Origin of the sequence: Amycolatopsis bartoniae, assembly GCF_014191255.1 — a bacterium.
In the GTDB taxonomy this organism is placed as follows: Bacteria; Actinomycetota; Actinomycetes; order Mycobacteriales; family Pseudonocardiaceae; genus Amycolatopsis_E; species Amycolatopsis_E bartoniae.
Window position 1 is genome coordinate 14,523 of the sequence record NZ_JACHWH010000004.1, and the last position, 15,336, is coordinate 29,858.

At 69.5% G+C, this 15,336-nt stretch carries 15 protein-coding genes; 6 read left to right on the top strand and 9 right to left on the bottom strand.

Annotated features, from left to right (window positions below; all coding sequences use genetic code 11):
- Positions 1 to 6: 6 nt before the first annotated feature.
- The gene (locus tag FHX82_RS21370; RefSeq protein ID WP_145935064.1) at positions 7 to 1,506 is read right to left on the bottom strand and encodes an MFS transporter; all 1,500 of its coding nucleotides are present in this window, start codon (positions 1,504 to 1,506) and stop codon (positions 7 to 9) included.
- A 101-nt stretch (positions 1,507 to 1,607) separates the two neighbouring features.
- Between FHX82_RS21370 and FHX82_RS21375 the strand changes: the two genes are divergently transcribed.
- The 3 genes from FHX82_RS21375 to FHX82_RS21385 all read left to right on the top strand — a co-directional run bounded on the left by FHX82_RS21375 (position 1,608) and on the right by FHX82_RS21385 (position 3,876).
- Positions 1,608 to 2,273: a TetR/AcrR family transcriptional regulator gene (locus FHX82_RS21375; protein ID WP_373308667.1), complete on the top strand. Its 666-nt coding sequence runs from the start codon at positions 1,608 to 1,610 to the stop codon at positions 2,271 to 2,273.
- A 101-nt stretch (positions 2,274 to 2,374) separates the two neighbouring features.
- Positions 2,375 to 2,707, top strand: a complete 333-nt coding sequence (locus FHX82_RS21380) for a YciI family protein (RefSeq protein WP_145935066.1) — start codon at positions 2,375 to 2,377, stop codon at positions 2,705 to 2,707.
- Positions 2,704 to 3,876, top strand: coding sequence for an RNA polymerase sigma factor (locus FHX82_RS21385; protein ID WP_145935067.1), 1,173 nt, complete (start codon positions 2,704 to 2,706; stop codon positions 3,874 to 3,876). Before FHX82_RS21380 ends, FHX82_RS21385 begins: the two co-directional genes overlap by 4 nt.
- Here the strand turns inward: FHX82_RS21385 and FHX82_RS21390 are convergent.
- From FHX82_RS21390 to FHX82_RS21420, 7 genes are all read right to left on the bottom strand, one after another.
- A complete protein-coding gene (locus tag FHX82_RS21390; RefSeq protein WP_145935068.1) occupies positions 3,861 to 5,048 on the bottom strand; it encodes an ABC transporter ATP-binding protein in 1,188 nt (395 codons plus the stop codon). The genes FHX82_RS21385 and FHX82_RS21390 overlap by 16 nt on opposite strands.
- Before the next feature lie 6 nt (positions 5,049 to 5,054).
- Positions 5,055 to 5,897, bottom strand: a complete 843-nt coding sequence (locus tag FHX82_RS21395) for a carbohydrate ABC transporter permease (RefSeq protein ID WP_183176749.1) — start codon at positions 5,895 to 5,897, stop codon at positions 5,055 to 5,057.
- Positions 5,897 to 6,847 (bottom strand): carbohydrate ABC transporter permease, encoded by a 951-nt coding sequence (locus FHX82_RS21400; RefSeq protein ID WP_145935069.1) that lies wholly within the window; start codon positions 6,845 to 6,847, stop codon positions 5,897 to 5,899. Before FHX82_RS21400 ends, FHX82_RS21395 begins: the two co-directional genes overlap by 1 nt.
- Positions 6,844 to 8,139 carry an ABC transporter substrate-binding protein gene (locus FHX82_RS21405; protein ID WP_145935070.1) on the bottom strand — a complete coding sequence of 432 codons (1,296 nt, stop codon included), beginning with the start codon at positions 8,137 to 8,139 and terminating at the stop codon, positions 6,844 to 6,846. The genes FHX82_RS21400 and FHX82_RS21405 overlap by 4 nt, the downstream gene beginning before the upstream one ends.
- 125 nt (positions 8,140 to 8,264) lie before the next feature.
- Positions 8,265 to 8,801 (bottom strand): general stress protein, encoded by a 537-nt coding sequence (locus tag FHX82_RS21410; RefSeq protein ID WP_145935071.1) that lies wholly within the window; start codon positions 8,799 to 8,801, stop codon positions 8,265 to 8,267.
- A 109-nt stretch (positions 8,802 to 8,910) separates the two neighbouring features.
- Positions 8,911 to 10,107: an acyl-CoA dehydrogenase family protein gene (locus FHX82_RS21415; protein ID WP_145935072.1), complete on the bottom strand. Its 1,197-nt coding sequence runs from the start codon at positions 10,105 to 10,107 to the stop codon at positions 8,911 to 8,913.
- A 78-nt stretch (positions 10,108 to 10,185) separates the two neighbouring features.
- Positions 10,186 to 11,016, bottom strand: a complete 831-nt coding sequence (locus FHX82_RS21420) for an SPFH domain-containing protein (RefSeq protein ID WP_145935073.1) — start codon at positions 11,014 to 11,016, stop codon at positions 10,186 to 10,188.
- A gap of 187 nt (positions 11,017 to 11,203) precedes the next feature.
- Here FHX82_RS21420 and FHX82_RS21425 point away from each other — a divergent pair, with 187 nt between their 5' ends.
- The 3 genes from FHX82_RS21425 to FHX82_RS21435 all read left to right on the top strand — a co-directional run bounded on the left by FHX82_RS21425 (position 11,204) and on the right by FHX82_RS21435 (position 14,218).
- Positions 11,204 to 12,496 carry a magnesium transporter MgtE N-terminal domain-containing protein gene (locus tag FHX82_RS21425; RefSeq protein ID WP_145935074.1) on the top strand — a complete coding sequence of 431 codons (1,293 nt, stop codon included), beginning with the start codon at positions 11,204 to 11,206 and terminating at the stop codon, positions 12,494 to 12,496.
- On the top strand, positions 12,489 to 13,007 hold the full coding sequence (locus FHX82_RS21430; RefSeq protein ID WP_145935075.1) for a DUF1003 domain-containing protein: 519 nt from the start codon (positions 12,489 to 12,491) through the stop codon (positions 13,005 to 13,007). The genes FHX82_RS21425 and FHX82_RS21430 overlap by 8 nt, the downstream gene beginning before the upstream one ends.
- Before the next feature lie 65 nt (positions 13,008 to 13,072).
- The gene (locus FHX82_RS21435; RefSeq protein ID WP_145935076.1) at positions 13,073 to 14,218 is read left to right on the top strand and encodes an Mrp/NBP35 family ATP-binding protein; all 1,146 of its coding nucleotides are present in this window, start codon (positions 13,073 to 13,075) and stop codon (positions 14,216 to 14,218) included.
- 10 nt (positions 14,219 to 14,228) lie between these two features.
- On the opposite strand, the gene FHX82_RS21440 is transcribed toward FHX82_RS21435, so the two are convergent.
- Complete coding sequence (locus FHX82_RS21440; RefSeq protein ID WP_145935077.1) at positions 14,229 to 15,143, bottom strand: NADP-dependent oxidoreductase; 915 nt, start codon at positions 15,141 to 15,143, stop codon at positions 14,229 to 14,231.
- Positions 15,144 to 15,336 lie beyond the last annotated feature (193 nt).

Below are 15,336 nucleotides of genomic sequence, written 5' to 3' on the forward strand. Positions count from 1 at the left end.
GGAGTGTCACATGTGGACGGCGGCGGGCGCCTCGCCCTGGTCCGGCACGCCCGGCTTCATCAGCGCGCCGCAGACCACCGCGCCGACCACGAAGATCACGGCGGCCCAGGTGAACGCGGTGGTGTAGCTGTGCACCGCGGCCTCGGCCACCACCTGCGGGGTGAGCTGTTTGCCCGCGACGAACGAGGTGACGGCGTTCGCCGCGATCGAGCTGAGCAGCGCCGTACCGATCGAACCGCCGACCTGCTGCGCGGTGTTCACCGTCGCGGAGGCGACCCCGGCGTCGTGCGCGCCGACACCCGCCGTGGCGACGTTCATCGCCGGCGCCATCGACAGCCCGATACCGATCCCAGCGATGATCAGCGGGAACAGCACACCGTTGGCGTAGGTGCTGCTGGTGTCCAGCGTGCTGAGCCAGAACATGGCCCCGCCCGCGATCAGCATCCCCAGCCCGACGAGCCACTTCGGCCCGTAACGCGGTAGCAGCACCGCGGTCGCCGTGGTGGCGGTGATCATCAGTCCGCCGACCATCGGCAGGAACGCCAGCCCCGAGGTGATCGGCGAGAAGCCGAGGTTCTGCTGCAGGTAGTAGGTCAGGAACAGGAAGATCCCGAACATCCCGATGCCGATCATGAACACCGCGAGGTACGCGCCGCCGCGGTTGCGGTCCAGCACCACGCGCAGCGGCAGGAGCGGGTGCTCGACTCGCCGCTGCAGCGCGACGAACACCGCCAGCAGCACGACACCCGCGGCCAGGAAGCCCCACACCAGCGCGTTGGACCAGTCGTGCGTCTCCGCGTTGGAGAAGCCGTAGACCAGCGCGAACAGTCCGGCGGACGCGGACAGCGTGCCCGGGATGTCGAGCTTCGGCCGGTGCTCCGACCGCCGGTGGTGCAGCAGCGCCAGGCCCCCGACCAGCGCGACGGCGGCGATGATGATGTTCACGAACATGCACCAGCGCCAGTTCAGGTACTCGGTGAGCACACCCCCGAGCAACAGGCCGACCGCGGCACCCCCGCCGGCGATCGCCCCGAAGATGCCGAACGCCCGGCCGCGTTCCCTGACGTCGGTGAATGTCGTGGTCAGCAGCGAAAGCGCGGCCGGCGCGAGCAGCGCGCCGAACGCCCCCTGAGCCGCGCGGGCGATGACGAGCATCTCGAACCCGTTCGCCGCTCCCCCGACGGCGGACGCCACGGCGAAGCCGCCGAGGCCGATCAAAAGGGCGTACTTTCGACCGAAGAGGTCGGCGACGCGGCCGCCCAGCAGCAGGAGGCTGCCGAACGCGAGCGCGTAAGCGGTGACCACCCACTGCCGCGCATCACTGGAGAAGCCCAGGTCGTGCTGCGCGGTGGGCAGCGCGATGTTCACGATGGTCGCGTCGAGCACCACCATCAGCTGCGCCAGCGCGATCACCACCAGGATCAGCCACCGGCGCGCGTGGTGCGGATCTTCGGTCGCGCGCGAGCCCGCTCTGGGCTCGGCGACGGCCGTGGACGAGTCAGTCATGCTGGTCCCTCGCAGACATATGTGGAGTAGAGACCTCCCCTTACAAGTTCACCGTACCGGAAGCGGAGGAGTGCCCTCGGCTTGTTGGTAGAATGGAAAACATGACGCGGGACACAACGCGGACCGCAACGACGCGGCCGCTCAGGCGCGACGCGGAGCGCAACCGCCAGCGCATCATCGCCAGTGCCCGTGAGGTTTTCCGCGAGCGTGGCTTCGAAACGACGCTCGATGACGTCGCTCATCACGCCGGACTCGGGGTGGGGACGGTCTACCGGCGGTTCCCGAACAAGGAGCACCTGGTCGACGCGATGTTCGCCGACCGGCTCGAAGGAATCGGGCGGCTCATGAGCGAGTCGCTCACCAAGCCGGACCCGTACCAGGCACTGCTGGACTTCCTGTGGGAGGCGGCGGCGCTCATCGCGGAGGACCGCGGGCTGCACGACGTGATGCTCAGCACGGCCTTCGGGCACGACAAGGTCGCGCAGGCCCGCGACCGGCTGATCCCGCTGGCGCAGGAGCTGATCCGCCGGGCGAAGGAGGCGGGCGAGCTGCGGGCCGACTTCGAGCCCGAGGACGTCCCGATGCTGTTCAAGATGATCGGCGGGGTGGCGGAGTACACGCACCGGAGCGCGCCCGAGCTGTGGCGCCGGTACGCGGCGCTGCTGTTCGACAGCCTGCGCGCCCGGCCGTCCGGCCCGTCACCGCTGCCGTGCCCCGCACTGGACATCGACGCGGTGCGGGACACCATGGACAACTGGTGCCGCTGACGTCGACCGAGTGATCCAGGTCACATACACTCCCTGTCGATCCACGGGGGCTTCGCTCGTCCTCCTCGTGCAAGCCACACCGGAACCGAAGGGGAACTCCCATGCAGTACCTGGTCATGCTTTACATGAACGAAGACCCCGCAGCCGACTACAGCAAGATCAGCCCCGCCTTCGTCGAGTACGCGCGGCAGCTCACCGACGCCGGCGTGCTCAAGAGCGGCGCCCGTCTGCTGCCCTCGACCAGCGCCACCACCGTCCGCGTGCGTGACGACGAGGAGCTGTTCACCGACGGGCCGTTCGCCGAATCGCGGGAACAGCTCGGTGGCTACTACGTGTTCGAGTGCCCGGACCTCGACGACGCCCTCAAGTGGGCGGCCCGGTGCCCGGTCGCGCGGGAGGGCGCGATCGAGGTCCGGCCGCTCGCGCACCGGTGACGACGGAGCCGCTCGCGGCCGTGTTCCGCGCGGAGCACGGCCGCGTGCTGGCCAGGCTGATCCGCCTCCTCGGCGACTTCGACCTCGCCGAGGAGGCGCTCGCCGACGCCTACGCCACCGCCGCCGCGAAATGGGCGGTGGACGGGGTGCCGGACCACCCCGCGGCCTGGCTCGTGACGACGGCCCGCCACCACGCCGTCGACCGGATCCGGCGGGCGCGGACGCTCGCGGAGAAGCTCCCCTTGCTGGAGCCGGAGCACGCCGAACCCGACGAGGGCCCGGTACTGGACGACCGGCTGCGCCTGTTCTTCACCTGCTGCCACCCCGCGCTGTCCCGCCCGGCGCAGGTGGCGTTGATCCTGCGCTGCCTCGCCGGACTGTCCACTGTGGAAATCGCACGGCTGTTCCTGGTCGGCGAGAACACGATGCAGCAGCGGATCGTGCGTGCGAAGCGGAAGATCCGCGAGGCGGGGATCCCCTTCCGGGTACCCGAGCCCGAGGAGCTGCCGCAGCGGCTGCCCGCCGTGCTGTCGGTGCTGTACCTGCTGTTCACCGAGGGGTACGCGGCCACCTCGGGACCGGAGCTGATCCGGGCCGAGCTGTGCGACGAGGCGATCCGGCTGGCGCGGGTGCTGCACGAACTCCTGCCCGAGCGCGAGGTCGCCGGGCTGCTCGCACTGGTGCTGCTCACCGACGCCCGCCGTGCCGCGCGGGTGGACGCGGCCGGACAGCTCGTGCCGCTGGAGGAACAGGACCGGACGCGGTGGGACCGGGCCATGCTCGACGAGGGACGGCGCCTGCTCGGAGGCAGCGCCGGGTCGTACGCGGTGCAGGCCGCGATCGCCGCGGTGCACGCGGACGCGGCGACACCCGAGGAGACCGACTGGCCGCAGATCGTGCGGCTCTACGGCCTGCTGGCCCCTTCGCCGATCGTCGAGCTGAACCGGGCGATCGCCGTCGCCATGGCGTCCGGACCGGAGGAGGGCCTGCGGCTGCTGCGGCACGTCCGGCTGGACTCGCACCTGCTGCCGGCCGCCCGCGCGGAGCTGTTGCGCCGCGCGGGCCGCACCGCGGAAGCCGTTGCCGCGTACCGGGAAGCGCTCGCGCTCGCGACGAACGACGTCGAGCGCGAGCACCTCAGACGGCGGCTGGCTCAGTCCTCCTCGTAGGTGAGGTTCCGGCCCGACGACGGGTCGAACAGCTGCAGCTTCGTCGCGTCGAACCAGACCTCGGCCTGCCCGCCCTCGGTGATCGGCGACGCCGCCGACAGGCGCGTGACGATCTGCGCGCCACCGCCGCCCGGCACGTCGTCCGCACCGGCGTCCGCGGCCAGCTCCGCCAGCTCCGCGGCGTTCGCCAGCTCGCCCTCGACCGTGAAGTACGCGTACTTCTCCGAGCCCATCGACTCCAGCACGTCGACGTGGGCGCTGAACGTCACGCCGCCCCGCCGTGCCGCCTCGTCCACCAGCGACGCGTCCTCGAAGTGCTCCGGCCGCACGCCCGCGATCACCTCACGCGGCGCGCCCGCCGCCTCCGCCAGCCGCCGCACGCGGTCGGGCAGCGCGACCGAGCCGAGCGGGCTCTTGAGCTGCCCGTCCTCCAGTGTGGCGGGCACGAAGTTCATCGACGGCGAGCCGATGAAGCCCGCCACGAACAGGTTCGCCGGGTGGTCGTAGAGGAACTGCGGGCTGCCGATCTGCTGCACGTACCCCGCACGCAGCACCACGACCCGGTCGCCCAGCGTCATGGCCTCGGTCTGGTCGTGCGTCACGTACAGCGTGGTGGTGCCCAGCTGCTTCTGCAGCTTCGACACCGACGTGCGCATCTGGCCACGCAGCTTCGCGTCCAGGTTGGACAGTGGCTCGTCCATCAGGAACGCCTTGGGGCTGCGGACGATCGCCCGGCCCATCGCCACGCGCTGGCGCTGCCCACCCGAGAGGTTGGCGGGCTTGCGGTCCAGGTGCTGGGTCAGGTCGAGAATCTGCGCGGCCTCCTCGACCTTCGCCCGCACCGTCGCGTCGTCCACTTTGGCCAGTCGCAGCGGGAACGCCATGTTCTCGCGCACGCTCATGTGCGGGTACAGCGCGTAGGACTGGAACACCATCGCGATGTCGCGGTCCTTCGGCGCCCGCTCGTTCATCCGCTGCCCGTCGATACGCAGCTCGCCGGAGGAGATGTCCTCCAGGCCCGCCACCATGTTCAGCGTCGTCGACTTCCCACAACCCGACGGGCCGACCAGGATGATGAACTCACCGTCCGCCACTGTCAGGTCCACTTCGGACACCGCGAGCGCGCCGTCGGGATAGCGCTTGCTCACTTTTTCCAGAACGATCTCAGCCATTGAGCCTTACCCCTTCACGGCACCGGAGGTCAGCCCCGCGACGATACGGCGCTGGAAGAACAACACGAACAGGATGATGGGAATGGTGATCACCACGGCGGCCGCGGAGATCGTCCCCGTCGGGTCCTCGAACTGCGAGGCGCCGGTGAAGAACGACAACGCCGCGGGCACCGTGCGCGACGCGTTGGTCGACGTCAGCGAGATGGCGAACAGGAAGTCGTTCCAGCAGAAGATGAACACCAGGATCGCGGTGGTGAACACGCCGGGCGCGGCCAGCGGCGCGATCACCCTGCGGAACGCCTGCGCCGGCGTCGCACCGTCCATCTTGGCCGCCTTCTCCAGCTCCCACGGGATTTCGCGGAAGAACGCCGAGAGCGTGTAGATCGCCAGCGGCAGCGCGAACGTGATGTACGGGATGATGAGCCCGATCCACGTGTCGAACAGCCCCAGCGTGCGCTCGATGTTGAACAGCGGGGTCACCAGCGACACCTGCGGGAACATCGCGATCAGCAGCGAGACGCCCACCAGCAAGCGCTTTCCGGGGAAGTCCAGCCGCGCCACCGCGTACGCCGCCATCGTGCCGAACACCACCGCGATCAGCGTCGCGATGAGCGCGATACCGATCGAGTTGACCAGCGCGCGGATGAAGTCACCGGTCTGGAAGATGTCGGCGTAGTTCTGGAAGGTCCACGACCGCGGGATGAAGTTCCCGTCGTCGAGGGTGTCCTTCGTCTTGAACGACAGCGACAGGATCCACAGCACCGGCACCAGCGCGTAGACCACGACCACGATGTCGATCAGGGTCCACCGGGCGCGGCGACCCGGCGTGATCGCACCCTGCATCACCATCAGCGCTTACCTCCCGTGTCCGAGCCCGGCGCGGCGGTGCCGAACAGCTTGATGAAGACGAACGCGATCAGCGCGACCGTGAGGAAGATCAGCACGGCCATCGTCGAGCCGATGCCGAGGTTCAGGCCCTTCAGCAGGTTGTTGTAGGTCTGCATCGACACCGACGAGGTGTCGTTCGCCCCGCTGGTGAGCACGAAGATGTTGTCGAAGATGCGGAACGCGTCGAGCGTGCGGAACAGCAGCGCGACCAGGATCGCCGGCTTCATCACCGGCACCATGACCTTGATGAACCGCTGCCACGCGTTCGCCCCGTCCATCGCGGCGGCCTTGAGCAGGTCGTCCGGCACGAGCGCGAGCCCGGCCATCAGCAGCAGCGCCATGAACGGCGTCGTCTTCCACACCTCGGCCAGCACGATGATCAACAGCGACGGCACGAACTGCGTCAGCGGCGCGGAGTCCGGGCCGAGCAGGTTGGCCAGGTACCCGGTGCCCGGCGTCCACGCGTAGTACCACGAGAACGCGGCCACGACGGTCACGATCCCGTACGGGATCAGGGAAACCGTGCGCACCAGTCCACGCCCGACGATCGTGCGGTGCATGATCAGCGCGAGCAGCATGCCCAGTACCAGCTCGATCACGACGGAGACCACCGTGATCAGCATGGTGACGCCGAACGCGGTCCACCAGTACGAATTGGACAGTACGGCCGCGTAGTTCGCCAGCCCCACGAAAGTCCGCTGCGACGGGAACCTCAGGTCGTAGCGCTGCAGCGACAGCCAGATCGAGTAGACGATCGGGTAAGCCGTGACCAGCAGCATGATGATCGCGGCCGGCGCGCACAGCAGCAGCCCGAGCCGCCGCTCCGCCTTCTTGCCCTCGCTCAGCACCGGCTTGCCCTTGCGCCCCGTTTCCGGCTGTGCCGCGGGAGTTTCGGCGACAGTGGAACTCACGGGATCACCCCTTTCGACTGCAGCGCATCGGACAGCTGGCTGCGCAGCTCGTCCGCGGTCTTCTGCGGATCGATCTTCGACGGCGGCGAGAGCACCTTCGAGATCACCGTGGACAGGCTCTGGTAGGCCGGGGTGAGCGGCCGCACCGCGGCGTTCTTCAACGCGGCCAGGATCGCGTCCCGCATCGGGTACGCGGTCTGCATGCTCGGGTTGTTCTTCGCGTCGACGGGCTTGCTCGGGTCGAGCGGCGCGTTGTCCGTGTAGAGCGACTCGATGCTCGGCGGCACGCCGTCCTTGAGCGCGGAGAACTTCTGGTTGTCCTTGTTGCGCAAGCACAACGCGGCCTCGAACGCCTCAGGCTTGTGCTGCGAGTACGAACTCACCGCGAGGTCGTAGCCGCCGATCGTGGTCTTCGCCGGCTGCCCCGGGTTCACCGCGGGATAGGTGGACCACTTGAAGTGCGCCAGATTCTGCGGGTCCTCCTTGGCGAAGGAGGCGTAGACGAAGGGCCAGTTCAGCTCGAACGCCCCGTTGCCGCGCTGGAACGCCTGCCGGACGTCGTCCTCCTTCTGGTTCGTCAGCGACGGGTCGGTGATACCCGTGGACGTGACCTGCTTGAGGATCTCCAGCGCCTTCACCGCGCCCGCGTCCATCACGACGGACTTGCCGTCGTCGGACAGGATGTGCCCGCCCGCGGACTCGACGAGAGTGTTGTAGACGACCACCAGTCCCTCGTACTGGGCGCCGGTGAACAGGACGTTCCCCGGCTTGCCCTGCGCCTTGAGGTCGTGGGCCTCGGCCATCAGCTGGTCCCACGTCGCGGGCGGCTGCGGCGTGATCCGGTCGTCGTACCACAACAGCTGCACGTTGGTGTTCTTCGTTGCGGCGTAGAGCTTTCCGTTCCAGGTGGCCGTTTCCAGCGGTCCGGGTAGGACACCCGCGCTGGCGGCCGCCTTGTTCGAGCCGGTCCACTCCTCGGCCCAGCCCGCCTCGGCGAACTCCGGCACCCACGTCACGTCGAGCCCGAGGATGTCCAGGCCCTTGTCGCCCGCGGCGAGCCTGCGGACCATGCCCTGGCGCTGGTCGTCGGCGCCGCGCTGCAGCTTGTTGTAGACGATGTGGTACCTGCCCGCGGCCTGCGCGTTGCAGTTGTCCACCACGCTCTGGAACGTGTCCTCGGGCGCGTAATAGAGATTGATCGTGATACCGCGGTCGGAGCTGCACGCGGCCAGCGCGCCGGCGGCGAGCACGCCCGCGCCCAGCGCGGCCACTCCCCTCCTGCCCTTCCCCATCAGGCCTCCTTGTCCCGACGCGCACGCCGGCGGGAGACCGTACCCGCACTACAGCGTGCCTGTGGATCGGTGGTGCCTCAAACTATGCCGGGAGATGATCAGCCGCAAGCGACTTGAGGAATGCTTTAGCTCGTTGACCCGGATGGACGCATGGCGAGCTTCGCGAGCAGGTTCCGGCCCTGCTCCGCGTTGCGGGGCTGGCACAACACGTCGTACCGCCCGGCCACGAGCTGGCTCGCCGAGGAGAAGTCGCGGCGACCGCGCGTGGAGGCGTAGGAGATCGCGGCGAACACCAGCCCGAAGAACATGCCGGAGACCAGGCCGACGAGGATCGGCTCGTAGTGGATGCCGGGGCCACCGCCGCTGAACAGGCCCAGCAGGATGCCCACGAACAGGCCGAACCACGCGCCCGACACCGCGCCGGTGCCCAGCACCTTGCCCCACGACAGCCTGCCGATGACCCGCTCGACGAGCATCAGGTCGACGCCGACGATGGTCACGTCCTCCACCGCGAAGTCGCTGTCCGCGAGGTGCTCGACCGCGCGTTGCGCCTCCGCGTACGTCGCGTACGAGCCGATGGGCCAGCCGCTGGGTGGCGTCGGCATCCGGGGCAGCCCCTGCTGTTGCCTGGTGGAGGAGGAGAACGGGCTGGTCACGGTCATCACCTGTATCGGAAGTTCGAACGGGCTTCCATCCTGCCAATGTTCAGGAAACCACGCCCACCCGGCACGCCGTGAGTGGTTGCGCCGGATTTCATCCCCGATGGGCCGTTCAGTCCCTCACCCGGTACTCCCGCAGCAGGCCGCGGCTGATGATCGTCTTCTGGATCTCGCTCGTACCCTCGCCGATGAGCAGGAACGGGGCCTCGCGCATGAGGCGCTCGATCTCATACTCCTTCGAGTAGCCGTAGCCGCCGTGGATGCGGAAGGCGTCCTGGGTGACCTCGGCGCAGTACTCCGACGCGACCAGCTTCGCCATGCCCGCGGCGACGTCGTTGCGCTCGCCGGTGTCCTTCAACCGGGCGGCGTTGACCATCATCAGGTGCGCGGCCTCGACCTTCGTGGCCATCTCGGCGAGCTTGAACGCGATCGCCTGGTGCTCGGCGATCGGCTTGCCGAACGTCCGGCGCTGCTGGGCGTACTCGATCGCCAGCTCGAACGCGCGGATCGCGATGCCGCACGCCCGGGCGGCGACGTTGACCCGGCCGACCTCGATGCCGTCCATCATGAACGAGAAGCCCTTGCCCGGCGCCTCCCCGAGCACCTGGGCGGCCGGGATGCGGAACCCGTCGAACACCGCCTCGGTGGTGTCGACGCCCTTGTAGCCCATCTTGTCGATCTTGCCGGGGATGGTGAGGCCGGGCGCGACCTCGCCGTAGCCCTCGGGCTTCTCCACCAGGAACGTCGTCAGGTTCTGGTGAGCCTTCTCAGCTCCTTCGTCGGTCTTCACCAGCAACGCGATGAGGTTCGACGTGCCACCGTTGGTGAGCCACATCTTCGACCCGTCGATGACGTAGTCGTCCCCGTCGCGCTTCGCCCGGGTCTTGATGGCGGCGACGTCGGAACCGAGGTCCGGCTCGGACATCGAAAAGGAACCGCGGATCTCACCGGCCGCCATCTTCGGCAGGTAGCGCTGCTTCTGCTCCGGCGTGCCGTGCCGGGAGATCATGTGCGCCACGATGAAATGGGTGTTGATCACGCCGGACACGCTCATCCAGCCCCGCGCGATCTCCTCCACGACGAGCGCGTACGTCAGCAGGGACTCACCGAGACCGCCGTACTCCTCCGGGATCGTGATCCCGAACAGGCCCATCTCCTTCATGCCCTCGACGATGTCCGCCGGGTACTCGTCGGCGTGCTCCAGCTCCTGCGCGTGCGGGATGATCTCCTTGTCCACGAACGAGCGCACCGTCGACAGGATCTCCGACTGCACCTCGGTCAGGCCGGCGGTCCGGGCCAGTCGGGCCATGGGGCGACTCCCTCGTCCTCGGGCGTTTCGTTACCGCCGAGTATGACGGGGGCGGTGGACGCCCGCATATGAGCAGCCTCACTGACCGGGCTTGTCGTCCTCCGGCAGCCGCGGAACCGGGGCGTGACCGTTCGCGGCCTCGTGCCTCTCGTCGGCGTTGCGCGTGTACTGGTCGACGAACCGCAGCAGCTCCACCGGGAATGGCAGCACGAGCGTGGAGTTCTTCTCCGCCGACACCTGCACCACGGTTTCCAGCAGGCGCAGCTGCAACGCGGCCGGGGTGTCGGCCATCGTCGCCGCGGCCTGCGACAGCTTCGCCGACGCCTGCAGCTCGCCGTCGGCCGAGATGACGCGCGCGCGTCGCTCCCGCTCGGCCTCCGCCTGCCGCGACATGGAGCGCTTCATCGTCTCCGGCAGCGCCACGTCCTTGATCTCCACGCGGTCGATGTGCACGCCCCAGTCCAGCGCCGGGCTGTCGATCATCAGCTCCAGCCCCTGGTTGAGCCGCTCGCGGTTGGACAACAGGTCGTCGAGGTCGCTCTTGCCGATGATCGAGCGCAGTGACGTCTGCGCGACCTGGCCGACGGCGAAGCGGTAGTCCTGCACCTGCACGGCCGCCACGACGGGGTCGATGACCTTGAAGTACACGACGGCGTCCACCCGGACCGTCACGTTGTCCCTGGTGATGCCCTCCTGCGCGGGCACCGGCAGCGTGATGATCTGCATGTTGACCTTCTGCAGGCGGTCGGCCACCGGCACCAGCAGCGCCAGGCCGGGCTCCCGCACCTTGGCCCGCACGCGCCCGAACCGGAAGATCAGCCCGCGCTCGTACTGCTTGATGACCCGCACGCTGGCGCCCAGCCCCACCAGCCCCACAGCGGCGAGGGCGGAGACGAGTTGCACGATCATGGCAGCTCCCGGGGTCTAGTCCCTGTACTCGATGTTACCCCGGTCACAGCGGTTCGGACCCGCCGATTTGACCGCTTGGAAGAGGCCGTCCGCTCACGATCCGGTCCACAGTGGACACAGAAGACATCCCGGTCCGGGGCGACCGACATGCTGGGCGGCGGGTTCCAACTCCGGATAACCTGGGCCCGTGTCCCCCGTGAACAGGGTTTTCGCCGCTCAGCTGGCCGGTCTGCCCGTGTTCGGGCCGGACGGCGAGTCGATCGGCAAGGTGCGGGACCTCGTCGTCGGGCTCCGGCTGGACCGGCAGCCGCCGCGAGTGCTGGGACTGGTGGTCGAGCTGTCCACACGGCGGCGCGTGTTCGTGCCGATGCTGCGGGTCACCTCGATCGAGCCCAACGCCGTCACGCTCGCCACGGGTTCGGTCAACATGCGCCAGTTCCACCAGCGCCCCAACGAGGTGCTCGTGCTCGGGCAGCTCACCGACGCCCACGCGACGCTGCGCGAGAACGACACGCGCGTCACGGTCGTCGACGCCGCGATGGAACCGATCCGCACGCGCGACTGGGTGCTGACGAGGCTCGCCGTCCGCGAGCGCACCAGCCGCCTCGGGCTGGGCAGGCGCCGCGCGTCGCTGCAGGTGCTGCCGTGGGACGACGTGTCCGGGCTCGGCCTCACCGATCTCACCGCGCAGCCGCAGGGCGCGGGCCAGCTGCTGATGCTGTTCGACACCATGCGGGCGGTCGACATCGCCGCGACGGTGCGGGACCTGCCGACCAAGCGCAGGCACGAGGTCGCCGACTCGATGGACGACGAGCGGCTCGCCGACGTGCTGGAGGAACTGCCGGAGGACGACCAGAAGGAGCTGCTGCAGCACCTTTCGGAGGAACGCGCGGCGGACATCCTGGAGGCGATGAACCCGGACGACGCGGCCGACCTGCTCGCCGAGCTGGCGCCCGCCGACCAGAGCCGCCTGCTGGAGCTGATGGAACCGGAGGAGTCCGAGCCCGTCCGGCGGCTGCTCGCGTACTCGTCCGACACCGCAGGCGGCCTGATGACGCCCGAACCCGTGGTCCTCGCTCCGGACGCGACCGTCGCGGAGGCCCTCGCCCACATCCGCAACGCCGACCTGCCCGCCGCGCTCGCCACGATGGTGTTCGTGTGCCGACCGCCGTCGGCGACACCCACCGGCCGTTACGTCGGTGTCGCGCACTTCCAGCGGCTGCTGCGCGAACCGCCCGCGGAGCTCGTCGCGAGCGCCGTCGACACCGACCTGCCCGCGTTGCGCCCCGGCGCCCCGCTGGCCGAGGTCACCCGCTACTTCGCGGCGTACAACCTGGCGTGCGGGCCGGTGGTGGACGAGCAGGACCACCTGGTCGGCGCGGTCACCGTCGACGACGTGCTGGACCACCTGCTGCCGGAGGGCTGGCGCGAGACCGGCCTGCACGACGTGACCAACAAGGAGGAGGTGGAGCATGCCTGAACTGCTTCAGAGGCGGCGGCTGGACCAGCCACGCGCATCGACGCGCCGGGTGATCTCGATCGACCCGGACGCCTTCGGGCGGATCTCCGAGCGGCTGGCCCGGTTCCTCGGCACCGGCAAGTACCTGTTCTGGCAGACGCTCATCGTCGTCGTGTGGATCGCCATCAACCTCGGCGCGGCGTCGCTCCGCTGGGACCCGTACCCGTTCATCCTGCTCAACCTGGCCTTCTCCACGCAGGCGGCGTACGCGGCGCCCCTGATCCTGCTCGCGCAGAACCGGCAGGACGACCGCGACCGCGTCTCGCTGGAGGAGGACCGCAACCGGGTCGCCCAGACCAAGGCCGACACCGAGTACCTGGCGCGGGAGCTGGCGGCGCTGCGGCTGGCGATCGGCGAGGTCGCGACGCGCGACTACCTGCGCGGTGAGCTGGACAAGCTGCGCGAGGACCTGAACACGAAGCCGCGGAAGAACAAAGGGAGGCAGGCGCCGGAGCCCGTTACCCCTACGTAGCCGCCAGCCCCTCGCCCGACCACCGCCCCTCAACGAGGCGCTTCGCGCCGCAGTAACCTCGACCTATGACCAGCACCCAGCAGAGCCCCAGCGTCGAGGACGTCCGCGCGGCGCTGAAGGACGTCTACGACCCCGAGATCAAGAAGCCGATCACCGATCTGGGCATGGTCAAGGACGTCGTCGTCGGCGACGACGGGGTCGTGACGGTCTCGGTGTACCTGACGGTCGCGGGCTGTCCGCTGAAGGACACGATCACGCGCGACACCACGAAGGCCGTCGGCAAGCTCGACGGGGTGCGGGACGTGCGGGTCGAGCTGGACGTGATGAGCGACGAGCAGCGCACCGAGCTGCGCAAGTCGCTGCGCGGGGACGCGGCGGAGCCGGTGATCCCGTTCGCGCAGCCGGGCTCGCTGACGCGGGTGTACTGCGTCGCGTCCGGCAAGGGCGGCGTCGGCAAGTCGAGCGTGACGGTGAACCTCGCGGTGGCGATGGCCGAGCGCGGCCTGTCGGTCGGCGTGGTGGACGCGGACATCTACGGCCACTCGGTGCCGCGCATGCTGGGCGCGACCGAGAAGCCGACCAAGGTCGACACCATGATCATGCCGCCGCAGGCGCACGGCGTGAAGGTCATCTCGATCGGCATGTTCACCCCCGGCAACACGCCGGTGGTGTGGCGCGGGCCGATGCTGCACCGCGCGCTACAGCAGTTCCTGGCCGACGTGTTCTGGGGCGACCTCGACATCCTGCTGCTGGACCTGCCGCCGGGCACGGGCGACATCGCCATCTCGGTGGCGCAGCTGATCCCGAACGCGGAGATCCTGGTGGTCACCACGCCCCAGCAGGCGGCGGCGGAGGTGGCCGAGCGCGCGGGCGCGATCGCGATGCAGACCCGTCAGCGCCTGGCGGGCGTCATCGAGAACATGTCGTGGCTCGAAACGCCTTCCGGTGAGCGCATGGAGATCTTCGGCGCGGGCGGTGGCCAGACGGTGGCGGACAGCCTGTCCAAGTCGACGGGCGCGAAGGTCCCGCTGCTGGGCCAGGTCCCACTCGACCCCCGCCTGCGTGAACAGGGCGACGCGGGCACGCCTCTCGTACTGGCCGAGCCGGAGGCCCCGGCCGCGCAGGTGCTCAAGGACGTGGCGAAGCAGCTGTCGGTCAGGGCCCGCGGCCTGGCGGGCATGATGCTGAACGTGACCCCGAAGGGCCGCTGAGCAGGCGGTTCTACGCCACCTGAATGATCGTCCGGCCGCCGGCGCGGCGGCGGGAAGCCAGCGCGTCGGGCGCCTCGGTCAGCGGCCGTACGGCGCCGATGCGGGGCTTGAGGCGCCCGTCCCGCACCCGCTGGGCCAGCTCGGCCAGCTGCCCGCGGTCCGGCTCGACCACGAAGAAGATCGCGCGGCCGTCCTCGGGCTGCACCTCGGGTGGCGTGGCGATGCTCACGACGGTGCCGCCGGGACGCACCAGCGCGGTCGACTGCTTCAGTACGTCGCCGCCGATCACGTCGAAGACCACGTCGACCTGCCCGACGCCCGCCAGCGGTTCGGCGCCCAGGTCCACGAACGCCCGGGCACCGAGGCCGAGCACGACCTCGCGGTCATCGGCCCGTCCGGTGCCGATCACGGACGCGCCCGCCTCGCGCGCGAGCTGAACGGCAGTCGACCCCACCGCACCGGCGGCGCCGTGGATCAGGACGGTCTGGCCGGTGGTGAGCCCGGCGTGGACGAACAGCCCCTGCCACGCGGTCAGCCCCGAGATCGGCAGTGCCGCGGCCACGGTGTGGTCGATGTCGGCGGCCAGCGGAGCGAGGTTGCGGGCCTCGACGGCGGTGTACTCCGCCAGTGAACCGTTGCGGGCCCAGTCGGTCAGGCCGAACACCCGCTGGCCGACGGTGAGGCCGGTGGTGCCGTAGCCCAGCTCGGTGACGACGCCGGACAGTTCGTGGCCCGGCACGCTGGGCGTGCGGTCGCGGCCCGCCCGGTCGGTCCACGTCGCGGGCCAGTCGAGTTCGCCGGGAGTGAAGCCGGCCGCGTGGACGCGCACGATGACGTCGTTCTCGGCGGCATGCGGGTGGGGCAGGTCGGTCGGGGTGAGCCCGCCGATCCCGGCGTTCCGGTCCCGTACGACGATGGCTTTCACGTCGAATCCCTTTCTCGGGTCTGGTTTTTCGGTCAGCGCTCCAGGCCGAGCCGGTGTGCGTGCGTCCATGTTGCCGAGCGCGGTGCCCCCGGCGCCGCCTTCATCCGGCCAGAAACCCCTCGAATCCGGACGCGTGCTACGAAGGGCTTTGCCTTCGTCCACCTCGCGATCCTCGTCTACGACGAGGTGACCC